Source organism: Nocardia sp. NPDC050710, assembly GCF_040654375.1.
Lineage (GTDB): Bacteria > Actinomycetota > Actinomycetes > Mycobacteriales > Mycobacteriaceae > Nocardia.
The window spans coordinates 118,809-136,519 of sequence record NZ_JBFAHV010000022.1 but is presented as its reverse complement, the minus strand read 5'-3'; the positions used below and the strand labels follow the sequence as shown (position 1 = coordinate 136,519).

Annotated in this window: 15 protein-coding genes and 1 pseudogene; 11 read left to right on the top strand and 5 right to left on the bottom strand. The window is 67.6% G+C overall.

Translation table 11 applies throughout. The annotated features are described in order from the left end of the window. Positions 1–7: 7 nt before the first annotated feature. Both AB0H61_RS30090 and AB0H61_RS30085 read left to right on the top strand, forming a co-directional pair. Positions 8–1,495, top strand: coding sequence for a PepSY domain-containing protein (locus tag AB0H61_RS30090; protein ID WP_357311009.1), 1,488 nt, complete (start codon positions 8–10; stop codon positions 1,493–1,495). Between the two features lie 157 nt (positions 1,496–1,652). Continuing rightward, positions 1,653–2,363 (top strand): hypothetical protein, encoded by a 711-nt coding sequence (locus tag AB0H61_RS30085; protein ID WP_357311007.1) that lies wholly within the window; start codon positions 1,653–1,655, stop codon positions 2,361–2,363. A gap of 139 nt (positions 2,364–2,502) precedes the next feature. On the opposite strand, the pseudogene AB0H61_RS30080 reads toward AB0H61_RS30085, so the two are convergent. Both AB0H61_RS30080 and galK read right to left on the bottom strand, forming a co-directional pair. Next, positions 2,503–2,805 (bottom strand): annotated as a pseudogene (locus tag AB0H61_RS30080) (hypothetical protein); the annotation flags it as partial. Further along, the gene (gene galK, locus AB0H61_RS30075; protein WP_357311005.1) at positions 2,799–3,923 is read right to left on the bottom strand and encodes a galactokinase; all 1,125 of its coding nucleotides are present in this window, start codon (positions 3,921–3,923) and stop codon (positions 2,799–2,801) included. The pseudogene AB0H61_RS30080 and the gene galK, both read right to left, overlap by 7 nt. Positions 3,924–4,105: 182 nt before the next feature. Between galK and AB0H61_RS30070 the strand changes: the two genes are divergently transcribed. The 3 genes from AB0H61_RS30070 to AB0H61_RS30060 are packed head-to-tail and all read left to right on the top strand — an operon-like array spanning position 4,106 to position 7,097. Beyond that, a complete protein-coding gene (locus AB0H61_RS30070) occupies positions 4,106–4,693 on the top strand; it encodes a pyruvoyl-dependent arginine decarboxylase (RefSeq protein ID WP_357311003.1) in 588 nt (195 codons plus the stop codon). A 5-nt stretch (positions 4,694–4,698) separates the two neighbouring features. Continuing rightward, positions 4,699–5,316 (top strand): hypothetical protein, encoded by a 618-nt coding sequence (locus AB0H61_RS30065; RefSeq protein ID WP_357311001.1) that lies wholly within the window; start codon positions 4,699–4,701, stop codon positions 5,314–5,316. Next, on the top strand, positions 5,316–7,097 hold the full coding sequence (locus AB0H61_RS30060) for a diguanylate cyclase (protein ID WP_357310999.1): 1,782 nt from the start codon (positions 5,316–5,318) through the stop codon (positions 7,095–7,097). Before AB0H61_RS30065 ends, AB0H61_RS30060 begins: the two co-directional genes overlap by 1 nt. A gap of 17 nt (positions 7,098–7,114) precedes the next feature. Here AB0H61_RS30060 and AB0H61_RS30055 read toward each other — a convergent pair whose 3' ends face one another. From AB0H61_RS30055 to AB0H61_RS30045, 3 genes are all read right to left on the bottom strand, one after another. Further along, on the bottom strand, positions 7,115–7,777 hold the full coding sequence (locus tag AB0H61_RS30055; protein WP_357310997.1) for a TetR/AcrR family transcriptional regulator: 663 nt from the start codon (positions 7,775–7,777) through the stop codon (positions 7,115–7,117). A 17-nt stretch (positions 7,778–7,794) separates the two neighbouring features. Then, the gene (locus tag AB0H61_RS30050; protein ID WP_357310995.1) at positions 7,795–8,571 is read right to left on the bottom strand and encodes a DUF6319 family protein; all 777 of its coding nucleotides are present in this window, start codon (positions 8,569–8,571) and stop codon (positions 7,795–7,797) included. Positions 8,572–8,699: 128 nt separating this feature from the next. After that, on the bottom strand, positions 8,700–9,323 hold the full coding sequence (locus tag AB0H61_RS30045) for a TetR/AcrR family transcriptional regulator (RefSeq protein WP_357310993.1): 624 nt from the start codon (positions 9,321–9,323) through the stop codon (positions 8,700–8,702). 256 nt (positions 9,324–9,579) lie between these two features. Between AB0H61_RS30045 and AB0H61_RS30040 the strand changes: the two genes are divergently transcribed. From AB0H61_RS30040 to AB0H61_RS30015, 6 genes are all read left to right on the top strand, one after another. Then, positions 9,580–10,950 carry an NAD(P)-binding domain-containing protein gene (locus AB0H61_RS30040; RefSeq protein ID WP_357310991.1) on the top strand — a complete coding sequence of 457 codons (1,371 nt, stop codon included), beginning with the start codon at positions 9,580–9,582 and terminating at the stop codon, positions 10,948–10,950. A gap of 6 nt (positions 10,951–10,956) precedes the next feature. Then, positions 10,957–12,120 (top strand): serine hydrolase domain-containing protein, encoded by a 1,164-nt coding sequence (locus AB0H61_RS30035; protein ID WP_357310989.1) that lies wholly within the window; start codon positions 10,957–10,959, stop codon positions 12,118–12,120. Further along, positions 12,120–13,160, top strand: a complete 1,041-nt coding sequence (locus AB0H61_RS30030) for an NAD(P)-dependent alcohol dehydrogenase (protein WP_357311087.1) — start codon at positions 12,120–12,122, stop codon at positions 13,158–13,160. Before AB0H61_RS30035 ends, AB0H61_RS30030 begins: the two co-directional genes overlap by 1 nt. Positions 13,161–13,211: 51 nt before the next feature. Next, on the top strand, positions 13,212–14,894 hold the full coding sequence (locus AB0H61_RS30025) for a class I adenylate-forming enzyme family protein (RefSeq protein WP_357310987.1): 1,683 nt from the start codon (positions 13,212–13,214) through the stop codon (positions 14,892–14,894). Positions 14,895–14,907: 13 nt separating this feature from the next. Continuing rightward, the gene (locus AB0H61_RS30020) at positions 14,908–16,689 is read left to right on the top strand and encodes an amidohydrolase family protein (protein ID WP_357310985.1); all 1,782 of its coding nucleotides are present in this window, start codon (positions 14,908–14,910) and stop codon (positions 16,687–16,689) included. A 78-nt stretch (positions 16,690–16,767) separates the two neighbouring features. Next, complete coding sequence (locus tag AB0H61_RS30015; RefSeq protein WP_357310983.1) at positions 16,768–17,646, top strand: alpha/beta hydrolase; 879 nt, start codon at positions 16,768–16,770, stop codon at positions 17,644–17,646. Positions 17,647–17,711 lie beyond the last annotated feature (65 nt).

Genomic DNA, 17,711 nt, shown 5'->3' with positions numbered 1-17,711 from the left:
AACGATCGTGAGCACAACAGAAACCGTCACCACCGACGCCGAACCCTCGGCGCCGCCCTCCGAATCCGCTCCACAGCGCACATCCCGGCTCGGCGCCGGTCTCCAAGCGCTGGCCATGCGGCTGCATTTCTACGCGGGCGTATTCGTCGCCCCGTTCATCCTGATCGCCGCCGTCACCGGCGCGCTGTACGCGATCTCCCCGACCCTGGAACAGATCGTCTCCCACGACCTGCTGAAGGTCGAGCCGAGCGGACCGCAGCGCCCGCTCTCCGAGCAGGTCACCGCCGCCGTCGCCACCCAGCCGAACCTGGCGCTGGTGGCCGTCGCACCCGCGCCCGAGGCGCAGGACACCACCCGGGTCATCTTCAGCGATCCATCGCTCGGCGAATCCGAGCGTCGCGCGGTGTTCGTCAACCCGTACACCGCCCAGCCGGTCGGCGAATCCGTCGTCTACGGCAGTTCCGGCGCGCTCCCGCTGCGCACCTGGATCGACAAGCTGCACCGGGATCTGCACCTCGGCGACACCGGCCGCCTCTACAGTGAGCTCGCCGCCTCCTGGCTGTGGGTTATCGCGCTCGCTGGTCTGGTGCTGTGGATCCGGCGGGTCCGGAACCGCCGCACCCGTAATTCGGCGGGCTGGCTGTTCGCCCCCGACCGTTCCAAGGCGGGCCGCGGCCGAACGATGAACTGGCACGGCGCCATCGGGCTCTGGGTGCTGCCGGTGGTTCTCCTGCTATCGGCGACCGGCATGACCTGGTCCACCTACGCGGGCGAGAACATCACCGACCTGCGCAAGCAGCTCAGCTGGACCACGCCGGCGGTGAGCACCACCCTGCCGGGGGCCGCCGCATCCGCACCCGCATCGGGTGGCGGCGACCACCACGGTGGTCACCAGGCCGCGCCGCAGCCCGCCGATCCGCGCCTGCGGATCGCGCAACTCGATCGGGTGTACGACGCGGCGCGCGCCGCGGGCGTGACACAGGCTTCGGAGATCGCCGTTCCGGCCAAATCCGATAAGGCCTTCGCGGTGAAGGAACGTCGCATGCCCGGCACCTACACGGTGGACGCGGTCGCCGTGGACGGCGCAACCGGCGCCGTGACGGCGCAGCTCGCCTATAGCGACTGGCCGCTGATGGCAAAGCTGACCGGCTGGGGTATCCAGTTCCACATGGGTCTGATGTTCGGCCTGCTCAATCAGCTGTTGCTGCTCGCCGTCATGATCGGGTTGATCGTGGTGATCGTGCTCGGCTACCGGATGTGGTGGCAGCGGCGACCGACTCGTGGCGCTTCGCGGTTCGCGCTGGGCCGGGCCCCGCGGCGCGGTGCGCTGCGCACCGCCTCGCCACTGCTGACGGTGCCGCTGGTGGCGGCCGCGCTGGCGGTCGGCTGGTTCGTACCGCTGGTCGGGCTGAGCCTGCTCGCCTTCCTCGTCGTCGACGTGGTCGTGGGCCTGATCGGCCGGAAGCGGACAGTCCAGGACGCCCCCGTCGCGTAGCGAATAACTCCACTTCGTGCCGGGAATCCGCCCGGCGCGTTACGAATACGGCCTGCCATACGTCATAGGCACGGCCGTCGGTCGGCCGCGCCCGCATTCGGCTCGCGCGGCCATCCCCCTCGAACGTTCACAACCTGACAAGGATTCGACGCACACCATGAAGATCACCAAGTTCGCCCTGGCCGCCGCGTTCATGACCGCCGCCGTCGGCATCACTGCGGGCGCGGGCTCCGCCGAGCCGCTACCCGCCCAGCAGGAATCGATCGGGTTCCGCGCCGCGGCCACCGACACCCAGTCGATCATCTCCATCGACGCCGGTTCCCTCGTAGTCGAGGACAACGCATTGAAGATCAAGGCCGACAACGGCACCGTGGTCGCAGGCACCCCCTTGACCTTCCGCCTCGACGAGTTCGAATTCCCCATCGCCGCAGCGGTTTCCGGCCGCGAGGCGACCCTGACCCCGCAACTGTCCATGGACAGGGCGATCTACAAGCCGGTCGCGCTGCCCTTCGAGGACAAGGCGCCCTGGAAGTCCGAATACGACCGCGAACAGGCGGCCTGGAGCCGGATGACCAGCACCATCGGCATGGGCGCCTCCATCGGCACCCTGCTCGGCGGTCTCAGCGGTGGCGCGATCGGCTGCGTCCTCGGCGGCATCGCGGGCGCGACCGTCGCCTCGGCCACCATCGTCGGCCTGTTCGGTCCGTTCATCCCCGCCGCCGCGGTCGGCTGCGTCGCGGGCATCCTGACCGTCGGCGCACTGGGCACCCTGCTCGGCCAGATCTTCATCACCGCCCCGGTGGCCGTCGGTGCCGCGATCCAGTACTTCGTCACCACCAACCAGCCGTTCAACGCCCCGGCCAAATAGGTCGACAGGCGCATCCCCACAACCGAATACCGCATCCGGAGCCCCGCCCGATCACGCTCATCGGGTGGGGTTCCGTCCTCCGCCGCCGTACAGATATCGCTCTTCCCGAGCCGGGCCGTTGTGGCTGCGCGTCGGCGGCTCACTGCTCGGTGCGGGAATCTGCTTCCGGCGCAGTCGAATCCGAGTTCGGTGGAACCGCAACCGGACGCAGGATGACCCAGGTCCGGAACATCAGGGCGACGGCAGCCATGCCCACCCCGGCCCAGACGTTGATGTTGGGGAATCCGTATTCGGCGCCGTTCGCGGACATACCCATGATCTCGACCGCGCCGAGATTGGCGGAGTTGAAGGCCAGGCCGGTCACCCAGGCGGGCAGTGATCGGCCGGACAGGAAGAAGTCGATGCTGGCGGAGACCCGCCGGCGGGCCAGGTTGCTCAGTCCACCCGGTGCGCGCCCGCGGCGGGCACCACGACAAATGTGCGCGGGCGCGGGAATCCGGAGCGGGCGAACTGTTCTCGCACCGCATCGGCCACGATCGCGGTGTCAGCGCGGTCGACCAGGGCGATGGCGCTGCCGCCGAAGCCGCCACCGACCATCCGCGCGCCGTACGCCCCGGATTCGATCGCGGTCGCCACAGCCGTATCCAAGGCCGGGGTCGACACCTCGAAATCGTCACGCAGCGAGACGTGCCCGGCGCTCAATACCGACCCGATCTCACGCGGATCCGAACCCTCTCGCAACTTTTCGGCAACCGCGAGCACGCGCACGTTCTCGGTCACCACGTGCCGAGCACGACGCCGCACCTCGCCATCGGCGATCCGGTCCAGGTCGGCGACCGAGGCGACATCGCGCAGCGACGGCAGTCCGAGCGCCGCGGCCGCCGCCGCACACTGGGCCCGCCGCCGCGCGTACCCGCCATCGACCAGTCGATGCGGCTGCCCGGTATCGATGACCAGCAGTTCCAGTCCGGACCGCGTCAGATCGAACGGGATCTGTTCGTAGGCACCGCCATCGGCGTCCGCGCCCCGGGTGAACTGCCGAACGTCGAGGAACAGCGCGTGCCCGGCCGTGCACAATACCGCCGCGGACTGGTCGAGTACGCCGGTCGGCGCCCCGGCGTAGTCGTTCTCGGCGGCGCGCGCGATGTCGATCAGCTCGCGATCGGTGACGGTGGGGGCGAACAGGTCCCGCAGCGCGAGGGCCACCGAACAGGACAGCGCGGCGGAGGAGGACAGCCCGGCCCCGATCGGCACCGCACCGTCGAGCGTCAGATCCGCGCCGCCGACGCGGTGCCCGCGACGGACGAATTCGGCGACCACGCCGAGCGGATACCGCGCCCAGGCCGGAATCCGGTCGCGAGCGCCGGAAAGTTCGGACACGGCGGCGCGGACAGTATGTCCGGGCCGCTGGCGGGAGGTCACCGATATCTGCTCGTCCTCGCGCAGCCGCACTCCACACCTCACCACCAGCGGCAATGCGATCGGAAGCACGAAACCGTCGTTGTAGTCGGTGTGTTCGCCGATGATATTGACCCGCCCCGGCGCCACCCACTCGCCCAATGGTCTCTCCCGTCGTCGACTCGTTCGTCCAGCCTCCTGTCCCGTCGGCCGACACCGTCCGGGACACGCCGCCCGAGCACCGCTTTCGGCCGGTAGTCGTGCGCGATCGGAGATCCTGACGCACAGTCGAATTTGACGCAAAAACGACCTGCAAATTAGGTCGGTGGTTTCGGGAGGGCATTATGATTCACACCACCCCACGCAGCTGCCTACTCGGGCTGCAGTGGATCGATCGACTTCGCCCGCCCCTGGGTAGAACGCGTTTCGCACCCGCGGAGCACGATTCCGGGGCACCACTGACGATCGAGATCGGCGCCGCGACCGGGGTGGGTCCGACCGCCATGTCGGCCTTCGATGCGGCGCTGCGCGAGCTGGGAGTGGGTGAGGCCAACTTGATTCGCCTTTCTTCTGTGATTCCGCCGCGCGCCGTTCTGGAGCGCGGCGGACGAGTACGTAAGCCGATCCCCTGGGGCGATCGGCTCTACTGCGTCTACGCGGCGCAGCACGCGACCGAGGTCGGCCACACCGCGGCGGCGGGTATCGGCTGGGTACTGCGTGACGACGATTCCGGCGCCGGGCTGTTCGTCGAGCACGAGGCGGAGACCAGCGCCGAGGTCGAGCGACTGATCCGATCCAGCCTGACCGATATGACCGGCAACCGGCCGGAGAGCTTCGGCCCGGTGCAGCTGACCATCACCGAGACCCGCTGCACGGGCGATCCGGCCTGCGCCTTGGTGCTCGCCGCCTACCACACCACCCCGTGGAGTTGACGACGATGACATCGCGTGATGATTCGAAGGCCGTCGGCGATCGGGCGACGGGTGGGCAAGACCTGCACGTCACCGTCGAGTCGACGATTCCGGACGACCGGATCGAGATGTTTCATCGCCTCTACGAGGAGGCCTTCGGCCCGCTGCGTACCAAGGCGATCGCCCGGCAGGTTCTGCATCGCGCGGAATTCCGCGAGGAGATGGTCGATCCGCGGGTGCACAAATATGTGGCGCGCACGGCGGCGGGCGAGCCGATCGGCGTGACCACGCTGACCAAGCATCTGGAGACGGTGCCGTGGATCAGTCCGGACTACTTCGCCGCACGATATCCCGAGCACGCCGCCCGCAATGCCATCTACTACGCGGGATTCACCCTTGTTGCCCCAAGTGCACGACAAGGGGCGGCTTTCCATGCCATGATCAAATCTGTTGTCCAGGTTTTGGTGGCCGAGCGCGCCGCGGTCGGTTGGGACATCTGCTCGTATAACAACACTCAGCTCTCGTTCGCCGACAGCATTCGGGCGGTGCTCGATGAGCAGGCGAACGTCGAAGTCGCGGTGGAGGATTCACAGACTTACTACGCCGCACAGTTCACCGGGGACGGAGCGACCAAGGGGGGCTGATGACAGTCAGCGAAGAGCAGTCCACGAACCGGCACATGTGCACCGGAAACCTATGGTGCGCACTGCATCTCAGCGGTTGGTCCGCGCTCATCGCCTTACCGCTGCTCATCGAATCACAGAAGTTGTCCCTGGTCATCATGCTCATCGTCGTCGCGGGCGCGCTGTTCATGATCGATCGCGGTCTGCGCTGGCATCGGCCCGCGCAACCGCTGCCCTGGTATCTGCTGTCCTGTTCGGCGGTGCTGTTCGCCGCGGGCACCACGCTGCGCGATTTCACCGCCCTCGATACCGGGCCCCTGGACGATCTGTGCACGCTCGCGGGCTATTTCGGCATCGGCGTGGCCGCTACCCTGTGGCTGCGGCCGCGCCAGGTCCGCCGCAATTACGACCTGCTGCTCGACTCCGCCCTCATCGGTCTCGGCGCCCTGCTCGCCTCCTGGACCTTCCTCATCTCCCCGATCCTGCAGACCCGCGCCACCACCACGAATACGGTGCTGGCCGCGATCTACCCGGTGCTGGACGCCCTGCTGCTGACCCTGATCGCGCATTCGGTCGCCACCTCGACACGGTCGGAGACCTCGCTGCGGCTGCTGCACCTCGGCCTGATCGCCGTGCTGGTGGGCGATCTCGGCTACAGCCTGGTGAGCGCGGGCACCGCCGCGATCGGGCACGAACTGCTGCTGACCCCGCTGCTGGTGGCCTATGCGACCGTCGGCATCGCCGCACTGCACCCGACCATGGCGACCCTCGGCACACCGCGCCGCATCCATCCGCATCATTCCCGGCAGCGCGCCAGCTTCATCGCGGTGGCGCTCATCGTGGCCTCGCTGGTACCGGTGGTCGGGTCCAGCCTGGACCCCGTCGACCGCGTGGTGGTGTCCTCGTTGTTCGCGCTGCTGCTGATCGGGGTGCTGGTGCGCAGCGAACGCGCCATCCAGCGCAGCGCCCGCAGCGAGCGTCGCGCCCAGTACCAGGCCGATCACGATATGCTCACCGGTCTGCTGAACCGCTCGGCGCTGCTGCGGGCACTCAACCGCAATAGTGAGCACTGGTTCGAGCAGCCGTTGAGTCTGCTGTTCATCGATCTCGACGGCTTCAAGATGGTCAACGACAGCTACGGTCACGCGGTCGGCGATGAACTCATCGCCAACGCGGCCTCCCGGATTCGGCGAGTGGTGCGCCGCGACGATGTGGTCGCCCGCTATGGCGGAGACGAATTCGTGGTACTCGCCCCGCTGGGCAAGCAGGAGGCCGCGATGCTGGCCGAACGACTACTCGGCGCCTTCGTCCGGCCGTTCGAACTCAGTTCGGGCGAGGTGCCGATTACCGCCAGCGTCGGCATTGCCTGCGACCGGGGTACGGCGGCCAACGAATCGGGCGGGGCGGGTCAACACAGGGAGACGGCCGCTAACGGCGTCGGCGGAGCGGGTCAGCGCAAGGGGACGGCAGTCGGCGAAGCCGGCGGGGTGGGTCAACGCAAGGGGACGGCAGCTGGCGAAGCCGGCGGGGTGGGTCAACGCAAGGGGACGGCAGCCGGCGAAGCCGGCGGGGTGGGTCAACGCAGCTCGCGCAGCTCCGATGCCACCATCTACGACCTGATCCGGGATGCAGATTCGGCGATGTACCACGCCAAGGAGTACTCGCTGGGCTACGCGTTCCACGAGGATCTGCGGCACGGTCCGCTCACCACGGGCCCGCTCACCAATGGTCGCGCCGCCGCGAGCGCTCCGACCGAATCGCCCGCGTCCCGCCGGACTCGGCAGCGCGAAACCGCCGTCTGAACCCGCGCCCGCCCGGCTCACACCGGACGCGGCAAACCCATGGTGGCGTGCACGAACTCGATGAACAGTGGCGCTTTCGCCGGCAGCGCCGCGGGGCCCTCCTCGATGATCACTCGTCGGCTGCGTTCCACGATCGCGTCCGGGATGAGGGCGATCAGGGCATCGGAACGCTCCGGCAGCGCGGGGTCCGTGGCCCGGGCCTGCTCATAGAACTCGCGGTACAGACCGACGAAAACATCCACCGCGTAGTCCCGGATCACCACCGACGCGCGGTCCACGCGCAATGATTCCACGATCACCGCGCGAGTGAACCCGGGCTCGGCGGCCGCCACCTCACAGAACGTCGTGACCACCGAGGCGATTCTTGCCTCCGGCCCAGCCTCGTCCAACTGGGACAGTTCATCCACGATCCGCCGGGCCAGAATGCCTTGGGCCACTCGCACCGCCTCCAGGAAGCACTCTTCCTTGCTGGCGAAGTGTTCGTAGAACGTGCTGCGTGATACTCGCGCCCGGCCGACGATATCGGCGAGCGTGGTCGCGGCATAGCCTTTGACGTCGACCGATACCACGATCGCCTCGACCAGCCTGCCACGTGGCGAGGCAAGGACGGCCTCCCGGGCCGACCGGTGTCGTTCGGCAAAACTGTTCCGGTGCAACAGCATCCGCTCTTCGGTCGGCACCTGCCGCCCCCCGGCGGCTACTCGGACAGCTCCTCGAGCAGCTTGCGCGCTTCTTCCAACTCGGCCTGTAACTGCGCGACCTTCGCCTGCTGCACGCCCCGGGCAGCCTCCAGAATGCCCGCGACCACCTCGGCCACCTCGGGGTGCAGCACCTTGGCCGCCTGCGCGACGGCAGCGCTGCTCACCGGCAGGCCGCGGATCGTGCGCTTCTTGCCGTTGACGACATCCACCGCCCACTCGCCGTCGGCGGTCCCGGTGAGGGTCACGGTGACCTCCGGCGCCTTCGTCTTGCGCGCGGCGGGCGCCTTCGCGGCGGGTTTGGTCGCGGCGGGCCCGGTCGGCGCGGGCTTGGCAACGGGTGCCTTCGCGGCCGGATCGGAGGTCTCGGCAACGGGTTTCACGGTAACCGGCGGGGTGACAACGCTCGACGGTGTGGACGGTGTCGCAGCGTTCGTCACGATCGACGGCTGGGTCACGGTGGATTCCTTCCTGGTTGTCGACTTCGGCTGGGCAGTGGTCTTCGGAGCGGGGGTCACCGCGCGGGGCGGCTTGGTCAACGTCACTTCGGTCGGAGAAAAGGACAGTACATCCTTGGAACCGGTCGGGCGGACCTGTAGGAAGTCGCCGTCGGCCGGATCACCGAGCGCCACCACCTTGCCGGACCGCCCCTCGGGCACGCCCACCGCGGCGGCGGTGAACCACACCATGGGCGGGCGGCCGCCCTCGATGTCGGTGGCTATCTGTTGAATATCGGTGTCCGACAATGGCTTGGGCTTGGTTCTTGGCGACGGCATGGTGCACTCCGAGCGGTTTTCGTGGATGGCTGCGTGCACAGATGATGCCGCACGCCACCGACAGATTCACAGGGCGTCGGCAATTCCGGTCTTTCGAGAGCGGAGCCGAACTTCCAGCGAATCTCGAGCTACCGGGTCGGCGCTTGGAGCGCCGGGTACCAGATCTCGGTGAGCACCTCCGCGGCCTGCGTCGCCGTAACGTCGATGGTGCCCTGCATGGCCCACCGGGTGAAGAACCGTTCCAATTGGGCGACAAGCAGTTCCACGCGCAGCCTGGCCTCGTCTCTACGGTCGGCCGGCCAGCGGGCCAGATAGGAGGTCATGGCATTGGGCAGCGCGAGGATGCCCTGTCGGGCGATCTCCCGGAACTCCGGCTCCAGCGCGGTGGCCTCGTCCCAGGCGGGTAGCAGGTCCTTGTATTCATGGAACCACTCGATGGCGCGGGTCACCCATCCGACGAATTCCGCGCGGGAACCGGTATCGAGTACGCGATCCAGATCCTCGTAGAAGTACAGCGCACTGGGCGCGGTGCTCTGCTCGGCGACCGCGCGCAGCACCTCGAGCTTGCTGGTGAAATGCAGATAAAAGGTGGCGCGGCTACAGCCGACAGCGGCGGCGATGTCGTCCACCCGGACCGCCGCGTACCCCTGACTGCTGAACAGCGCCTTGGCGCCCTCCACCAGCTTGGCCCTGGTCTGCAGTTTCTGTTCGTCACGCAGGCTGAGTCCGGGCTGATTCGACTTGGTGGGCATCTGAGCGGCTACCTCGGTCCTTGGAAAAGCGGTATCGACGTGCGACTTCCGGTGAGCAAGTCTACGTCGCCGCGTCGCGGCCGATCGGACGCCGCAGCGCTCACTAGACATCATGTCATTCACTAGACACCAAGTCTAGCGAGTGTTATTTTGTTGTCCACGTCACTCCGAGACCGGGGTTTCTCGACGGTGTCAGCGCTCACATTCGACGCGACCGGCGAGCCGGTGACGGCAGCTTCAAGCGAGGACTACTGACTTGACTCCACAGACACTTCCCCGGGTATGCGTCATCGGTGCGGGCCCCTCCGGGATCACCACCGCGAAACGACTACAGGACTTCGACATTCCGTTCGACGTCTTCGAAGCTTCCGACGAGGTCGGCGGGAACTGGTACTTCAAGAATCCGAACGGGATGTCGGCCTGCTATCAGTCGCTGCATATCGACACCAGCAAGTTCCGCCTCGCCTTCGAGGACTACCCCGCGCCCGAGGAGTGGCCGGACTTCCCGCACCACGCGCAGCTGTTCGAATATTTCAAGAATTACGTCGACCATTTCGGCCTGCGCGACAAGATCATCTTCAATACCAAGGTGACCGGCGCCGAGCGCCAGTCCGACGGAAGCTGGTTGGTGACCGCCGACGACGGCCGCACCCGCGGTTACGACGCGCTCATCGTCTGCAACGGACATCATTGGGATCCCCGAATCCCAAACTATCCCGGGGAATTCGACGGCACACTGATCCACAGCCACGCTTATAACGACCCGTTCGATCCGATCGATATGCGCGGCAAGACCGTCGTGGTCGTCGGTATGGGCAACTCCGGACTGGATATCGCCTCGGAGCTGTCACAGCGCTTCATCGCCGACCGGCTGATCGTCTCGGCGCGCCGCGGCGTGTGGGTGCTGCCGAAGTACGTACACGGCAAGGTCGGCGACAAACAGAGTGTGCCGCCGTGGATTCCGCGCAAGCTGGCGCTCAAGTTGAAGCAGCGCTTCGTCCGGAAGTTCCGCGGCGATATGGAGTTCTACGGGCTGCCCGCACCGGATCACAAACCGTTCGAGGCGCATCCATCGGCCAGCGAGGAATTCCTGCACCGCGCGGGCTGCGGTGACATCACATTCAAGCCGGCGATCACCGCGCTGGAGGGGCCCCTGGTGCGCTTCGCCGACGGCAGCACCGAAGCGGTGGACGTGATCGTCTGCGCCACCGGATATCACATCAGCTTCCCGTTCTTCACCGATCCGGCACTGGTACCCGATGAACAGAACCGGCTACCGCTGTTCAAGCAGATGATGAAGCCGGGTATCGATAATCTCTTCTACCTGGGATTGGCGCAGCCGCTGCCGACCCTGGTCAACTTCGCCGAACAGCAGAGCAAACTGGTCGCGGCCTATCTCACCGGTAAGTACCTGCCGCCGAGCGAGGGACGGATGCGCGAGGTTATCGCGGCCGCCGAGGCGGCCAGGACCGGTCGCTACTACGACTCGCCCCGGCATACCATCCAGATCGAATTCGAGGCGTACGTGCGCGATATGAAACGGGAAATGGCCAGGGGCGCAAAGCGTGCCGCGGCCGCGGGCAACGCGCTTCCGGTGCCCGCGCGGACACTCGAGCAGGTGGGGTAGGCACCGATGACCTCCACCACGGGCACCACTACCTCCGGCTACTGCGCCGACCGCTTCGCCGATCTGCGCCGCGAGCTGGAAACCCAGCTGGCCTCCGGCGCGGAGCTCGGCGCCTCGCTCTGCGTCACCGTCGACGGCGAACCGGTCGTCGACCTCTGGGGCGGGCACCTCGATCTCGCGCGCACACGGCCGTGGGCCGAGGACACCATCGTCAACGTCTTCTCCATCAGCAAGACCATGACCGCGCTCTGCGCGCTGCTGCTGGTCGACCGCGGCGAGCTCGACGTGCACCAGAAGGTGGCGCACTACTGGCCGGAATTCGCCGCGAACGGCAAAGGCGACATCGAGATCCGGCAACTACTCGGCCACACCTCCGGTGTATCGGGCTGGCAGGCGCCGATCGGCATGGCCGACATCTACGACGAAGAAGCGGCCGCCGCGCGCCTCGCCGCACAACCGCCGTGGTGGGAGCCGGGTACCGCCTCGGGCTATCACGCGCTGAACTACGGGCATCTGGTCGGTGCGGTCGTGCGACGCATCACCGGCCGCAGCCTCGGTCAGTTCTTCGCCGCGGAGCTCGCCGGACCGCTCGGCGCTGATTTCCATATCGGTACCGGGTCCGCGCACCGGCACCGGATCGCACCGCTGATTCCGCCGCCCGCACTGGAATTCGATATGTCGGCACTCGACCAGGACAGCATCCTGGTCAAGACGCTCACCAGTCCGCTGCTGGATATCGCCGAAACAGCGACCCCGGATTGGCAACAGGCGGAGATCGGCGCGGTCAACGGGCACGGCAACGCTCGTTCGGTGGCGCGGGTGCAATCGCTGGTGTCCTGCGGCGGCGTGCTCGATGGCAAGCGGCTGCTCTCCGAGCGGACCGTCGACCTGATCTTCGAACAGCAGTCCGACGGCCTCGACCAGGCGATCCTGGTACCGCTGCGATTCGGCATCGGCTACGGCCTGCCGCAATCGCAGACCGCGCCGGAGGTGCCGCAGGGGCGGGTCTGCTGGTGGGCCGGATACGGCGGCGCGATCGTCGTCAACGACCTCGACCACCGAATCACCTTCGCCTACACCATGAACAAGATGGAGCCGGGCATCATCGGCTCGGCGCGCGCGGACGCGTATCTGCGGGCGACCTTCGCCGCGGTGCGAGGAGGCGCATGATGCGGGCGCTGCAACTGACCGGACCCGGCACCCTCGAACTGCGCGAGGTCCCCATCCCCGACATCGGGTCGACCGATCTGCTGCTTCGGGTCGGGGCGGCGGGTATCTGCCACTCCGACCTGCACGTGCTGCACCTTCCGTTCCAACTGCGCGAGGAACCACTGACCCTCGGCCACGAGATCGCGGGCACCATCGAGGCGGTCGGCGGCGAGGTCGGCGGGCGCACCGTCGGTGAGCGCGGCATCGTCTACCTGTGCTGGTCCTGCGGAATGTGCCGGGAGTGTGTGAGCGGCAACGAGAATGTCTGCCTGGCCGCCGGTCGCACCGCGATGCCGCCGTGTCCCGGGCTCGGACCCGACGGTGGCATGGCCGAGTACATCCGGATTCCCGCGAGCTCGTTCGTGCCGATCGGCGATCTGGACTTCCTCCAGGCCGCGCCGCTCGCCGACGCGGCACTGTCCAGCTACCACGCCATCGAGGGCGCGCGGGCGCACCTGCGGCCCGGATCGACCGCCGTCGTCATCGGCATCGGCGGGTTGGGTCATGTCGCGGTGCAGATCCTGACCGCGACCACCGCGACCCGGGTGATCGCGGTGGACGTCAGCGAGGACAAACTGGAGTTGGCGGCCCGATGCGGCGCCGCGGAGGGCCTGCTCGGTGCCGACAAAACCGCCGCGGCGATTCTGGATCGCACCGACGGACGCGGTGCGGACGCGGTATTCGACTTCGTCGGCGTCGACGGAACCGCCACGCTGGCCGTGGAATCCGTGGCGCCCAATGGGGCCTACCTGATGATCGGGCTCGGCGGCGGTGCGCCGGAGATCACCGCGGGGCCCGCGGGCGGGCCCGGCTGGCCGTGGGGCGCGTCGATACGAAAGTCATACGGCGGCACGAAATCCGACCTGATCAACTCCGTGGCGCTGGCCAGGTCCGGCAAGCTGCGGGTGGAGGTCGAACGCTATGACCTGGCTGCCGGCCGCGATGCGCTCGACCGCCTCGACCGCGGGTTGGTCCAGGGTCGCGCCGTGCTCGTTCCCTAGCGGATCCGATGAACGCATCCCTGCCGACCGTACTGACACAAGGAAATGCCAATGACTAAATCTGTTGACCCCCAAGCACTTGCCGCATCTGTCGTGGCCCGGTTGACCGGCCCCGGCGGGCCGTTCGAAATGGCCGTGGAGGATGTGCTCGGTGCGCCCATCCCGGTCATCACGAACCGTGGCAAGTCGCTGAGCGAGGTGCTCGCCGCATCGGTGGCGCTGGGCGAACGCGACTACCTCGTCACCGAGGACCGCCGGATCTCCTACGCCGAGCATGCCGCGTCGGTCGGCGCGCTGGCCCGGGCGCTGCGCGAACGCTACGGGGTCGGCAAGGGCGACCGGGTCGGCATTCTGGCCGCGAATACGCCGGAGTGGGTGATGGCATTCTGGGCGGCCCAATGCCTCGGCGCCATCGCCGTCGGATACAACGCCTGGTGGGCGCCGCGCGAGATCGACTACGGAGTCCAGCACACCCGGCCCACGGTGCTGATCGTGGATGCCAAGCGCGCGGAGCGACTGTCGGAGCTCGACATTCACGTACCGGTCCTGACCATGGAACGGGATCTGCCCGCATTGATCGAGGAATTCGACGGCGGCGAGCTGCCACGCACACCCGTGGACGAGGACGACCCGGCGGTCATCCTCTACACCAGCGGCACCAGCGGGCGACCCAAGGGCGCGGTGCATTCGCATCGAAACCTGTTGGCGGTCATCGACTATCACCGGTTCAACGACGCACTGGCCGCTGCTTTCCAGGGCGGAGCCGACGACGGCGGCCCGAAGGGGCGCCGATTCCTGCTCACCTCACCGCTTTTCCACATCGCCAGCCTGCACAACCTGGTGCTGCCGCGGATGGCGACCGGCGATACCACCGTGATCTACCAGGGCGCGTTCGAGGCCGAACGCATCCTGGCGCTCATCGAGCGCGAGCGCATCACCAATTGGGGTGCTATGCCCACCATGGCCTCGCGACTGCTGGAGGCCGATCTGAACCGCTACGACCTGTCCTCGCTCGCCGCCTTCTCGCTCAACTCCGCCCCCTCCTCCGCGGCACTGCAACAGCAACTGCGCCAACAGCTTCCGGTCGCCCAGCACGCCCTTGTGACCAGTTACGGCATGACCGAATGCAGTACGGCGGCCACCATCGCCGCCCCGGCGGAGCTGGCGGCTTTCCCGGATACCGTCGGCCGCCCCGTGATCGGGGTCAGCCTGCGGATCCACGATGCCATGGGTGAACCGGTCGGCGAGGGCGTCGAGGGCGAGATCTGGGTGCGCAGCCCCTATGTGATGCTGGGCTACTGGCAGGACGAGGCCGCGACGGCCGCCGCCATCACCGGAGACCGCTGGTTGCGTACCGGTGATATCGGCGTGCTGGAGCAGGGCAGGCTCCGATTGTCCGGCAGGCGTTCGGATCTCATCCTGCGTGGCGGCGAGAACGTCTACCCCACCGAGGTCGAACAGTGCCTGGACGAGCATCCGGCGGTGCGCGAATGCGCGGTCGTGGGGATTCCCGACGACGATCTCGGGCAGCAGATCGCCGCCTTGGTCGTCCTGGAAAGTCCGGACGCCGCCACCGAGGCCGAACTTCGGGAGTTCGCCGCGCAACGCCTCGCCTACTACAAGGTGCCCGCCCGCTGGCGGCTCACCACCACCGAATTGACCCGCAATGCCACCGGCAAGGTGGTACGTACGGGCATCGCCGAGTCACTGGCCGCGACGCGGCCTGCTTCCTGAGATGTGAGAACCCATGTACGACACCATCATCAAGGGCGGGCGCTGGTTCGACGGCGCAGGCTCACCGTCCGCGATTCGCCATCTCGGTCTCCGCGCGGGTCGCGTCGAGGTCGTCTCGGCCGAACCGTTGCCGGAGGCGGGGTGCCCGCGCGTCATCGACGCGACCGGGCACTGGGTGATCCCCGGCATGATCGATATCCACACCCATTACGACGTCGAAGTGCTGCTCGGGCCGTCGCTCGCCGAGTCGGTCCGGCACGGCGTCACCACGGTCCTGCTCGGTTCTTGTTCGCTGTCCACGGTGCACGTCGACGCCGACGATGCCGGCGATCTCTTCGGGCGGGTGGAGGCCATACCGCGTAAACACGTGCTCGAGGCGATCGCCGAAACCAAAACCTGGTCGTCGGCGCGGGAGTACGTGGCCGCGCTGGAGGCACTGCCGCTGGGGCCGAATATCGCCGCCTTTATCGGACACTCCGATATCCGGGCCGCCGAGATGGGACTGGATCGCGCCACCCGCAAGGAGATCCGGCCGACCGAGGCCGAACTCGCCTCGATGGCCGCGAAACTCGAGGAGGCCTTGGACGCGGGCTTTGTCGGCATGTCCTCGCAGCAACTGCTTTTCGACAAGCTCGACGGTGTGGTGTGCCGCTCGCGCACCCTGCCGTCGACCTACGCGACCACGCGGGAGCGCCGCAGGCTCAACGCCATCCTGCGGCGGCGTGGGCGAGCCCTCCAGGGCGGGCCCGATGTGGCCCGGCCACAGAGCCTGATCGCGATGGCGGCGAGCAGCCTCGGCATCGTCCGCAAGCCGCTGAAGGTCAGCCTGCTCTCGGCCGCCGACATCAAGGCCATTCCGGCTGTGGCGCACGTCTTTCCATTCCTCGCCCGGCTACTCAACCGGCTCGGCGGCGACTTCCGCTGGCAGCATCTGCCGGTGCCGTTCGAGGTGTACTCCGACGGCATCGACCTGCCGGTCTTCGAGGAGTTCGGTTCCGGCGCGGCCGCGCTGCATCTGGCCGATCAGCTGGAGCAGCGGCGAGAGTTGTTGCGCGACACGGAATATCGACGAAGATTCCGCAAGGACTACGACAAGAAGTACGGCCCGAGGGTCTGGCACCGCGATTTCTTCGACGCCGAGATCATGGAATGCCCGGATCCCGCGGTCGTCGGCAAGACCTTCGGCCAGGTCGGGCTGGACCGCGGCGGCCTGCACCCGGTCGACGCGTTCCTGGATCTGGTGGTGGAACACGGCGGCAAGGTCCGCTGGCGCACCACGATCTCCAATCACCGCCCGAAGGTGCTGGACGCGTTCGCCGCCGATCCCGGGGTGCAACTGGGGTTCTCCGACGCCGGGGCGCACCTGCGGAATATGGCCTTCTACAACTTCGGGCTGCGGTTTCTGCGCCGGGTGCACCGGGCCGAGCGGGCGGGGACGCCGTTCCTGTCGCTGGAGCACGCCGTGCACCGCATCACCGGCGAGCTGGCCGACTGGTACGGCCTCGACACGGGCCACCTGCGCCCGGGTGATCGTGCCGATCTGGTCGTCATCGACCCGGTGCACCTGGACGAGTCGGTGGAGAGCTATCACGAGGAGCCGGTCGCGCGGTTCGACAATCTGTCCCGGATGGTGAATCGCAATGACGACACGGTCGCCGCGGTGTTCGTGGGCGGGGAGTACGTCTTCGGCAACGGCGCCGCGGCGCCGGTCCTCGGCACCGTGCGCACCGGGAGGTTCCTGCGGGCGGGCGCGACCGCCGGACGGCCCCGAGGAACAGACCGGTCACTCGGCTAGTCGCTTCACCACCGAATTCGCGCTATGGTCGTCACTGACGAACACTGATGTTCGTCGATCCACTCGCAAGGAGGCGACGTGGCGACATTCGCGCACCAGGGCCGGACCGTTGTCTACGACCGATTCGGCAGCGGCCCACCGATCATCCTGCTGCACAACGCCGGAACCCAGCGGCATATCTGGGACGATCAGGTCGCCGCTCTGCGGCGTGAGCACGAGGTCTTCGCCCTCGACCTGCCCGGCTACGGTGAATCCGAACGACCCGCGGCTGGCTATCGCCTCGCCGATTACGAGCGCATGCTGGCGGCGTTCATCGAGGAGCACCGGCTCGACGACGTGGTCCTGATCGGAAACTGCCTGGGCAGCGCCACCTCGCTGAGTTATACGATCACGCACCCCGACCGGGTGCGGGCGCTCGTGCTGATCAATCCGCTCACCTGGAATACCGTCCGCGGCGGCGAGTCGGCGCGGCTGGCCTGGGCAGACGCCAAGCTGCCGCTGGCGCCGCTTGCCCGCAGATTGGCGTTGCCGGGAGCGATGGTGTCGCTGATCATCGCCAACCAGCTCGGTCAGCGTGGACGCCGGATGAAATTGCAGAACTCCCCGCGGCTGCGGGCGCACTGGGGCGATCGGGGACGGCTGCTCTCACTGGATCGCCTGGTGCAGGACTTCCCGACCTATGCCACGCTCGACGCATTCACAGCCGGGCCGGAGTTCCCGCCGATCTGCACCCTCTGGGGCAAGCAGAACCACATCCTCTCGGCCGCGGCGGGCGCCCGGCTGGACGAAACGCTGCACCCGCACACCCGGGTCGTGCTGAACGACTGCGGTCACCTGCCGATGGTGGAGGATCCCGCCGCGGTCAATGCCGCGATCACCGCTTTTCTCGCGGCTCCCCAGGTCCGCCCCTTCCGACCCCGACCGATCGTGCCCGATCAGCTACCGCATACCTCGTGACCCGATCCCCACCAGTCCGCGTCACCACGGAGGTGGCCTGCTGATCTTGGTGTTTGGCGGCAAAG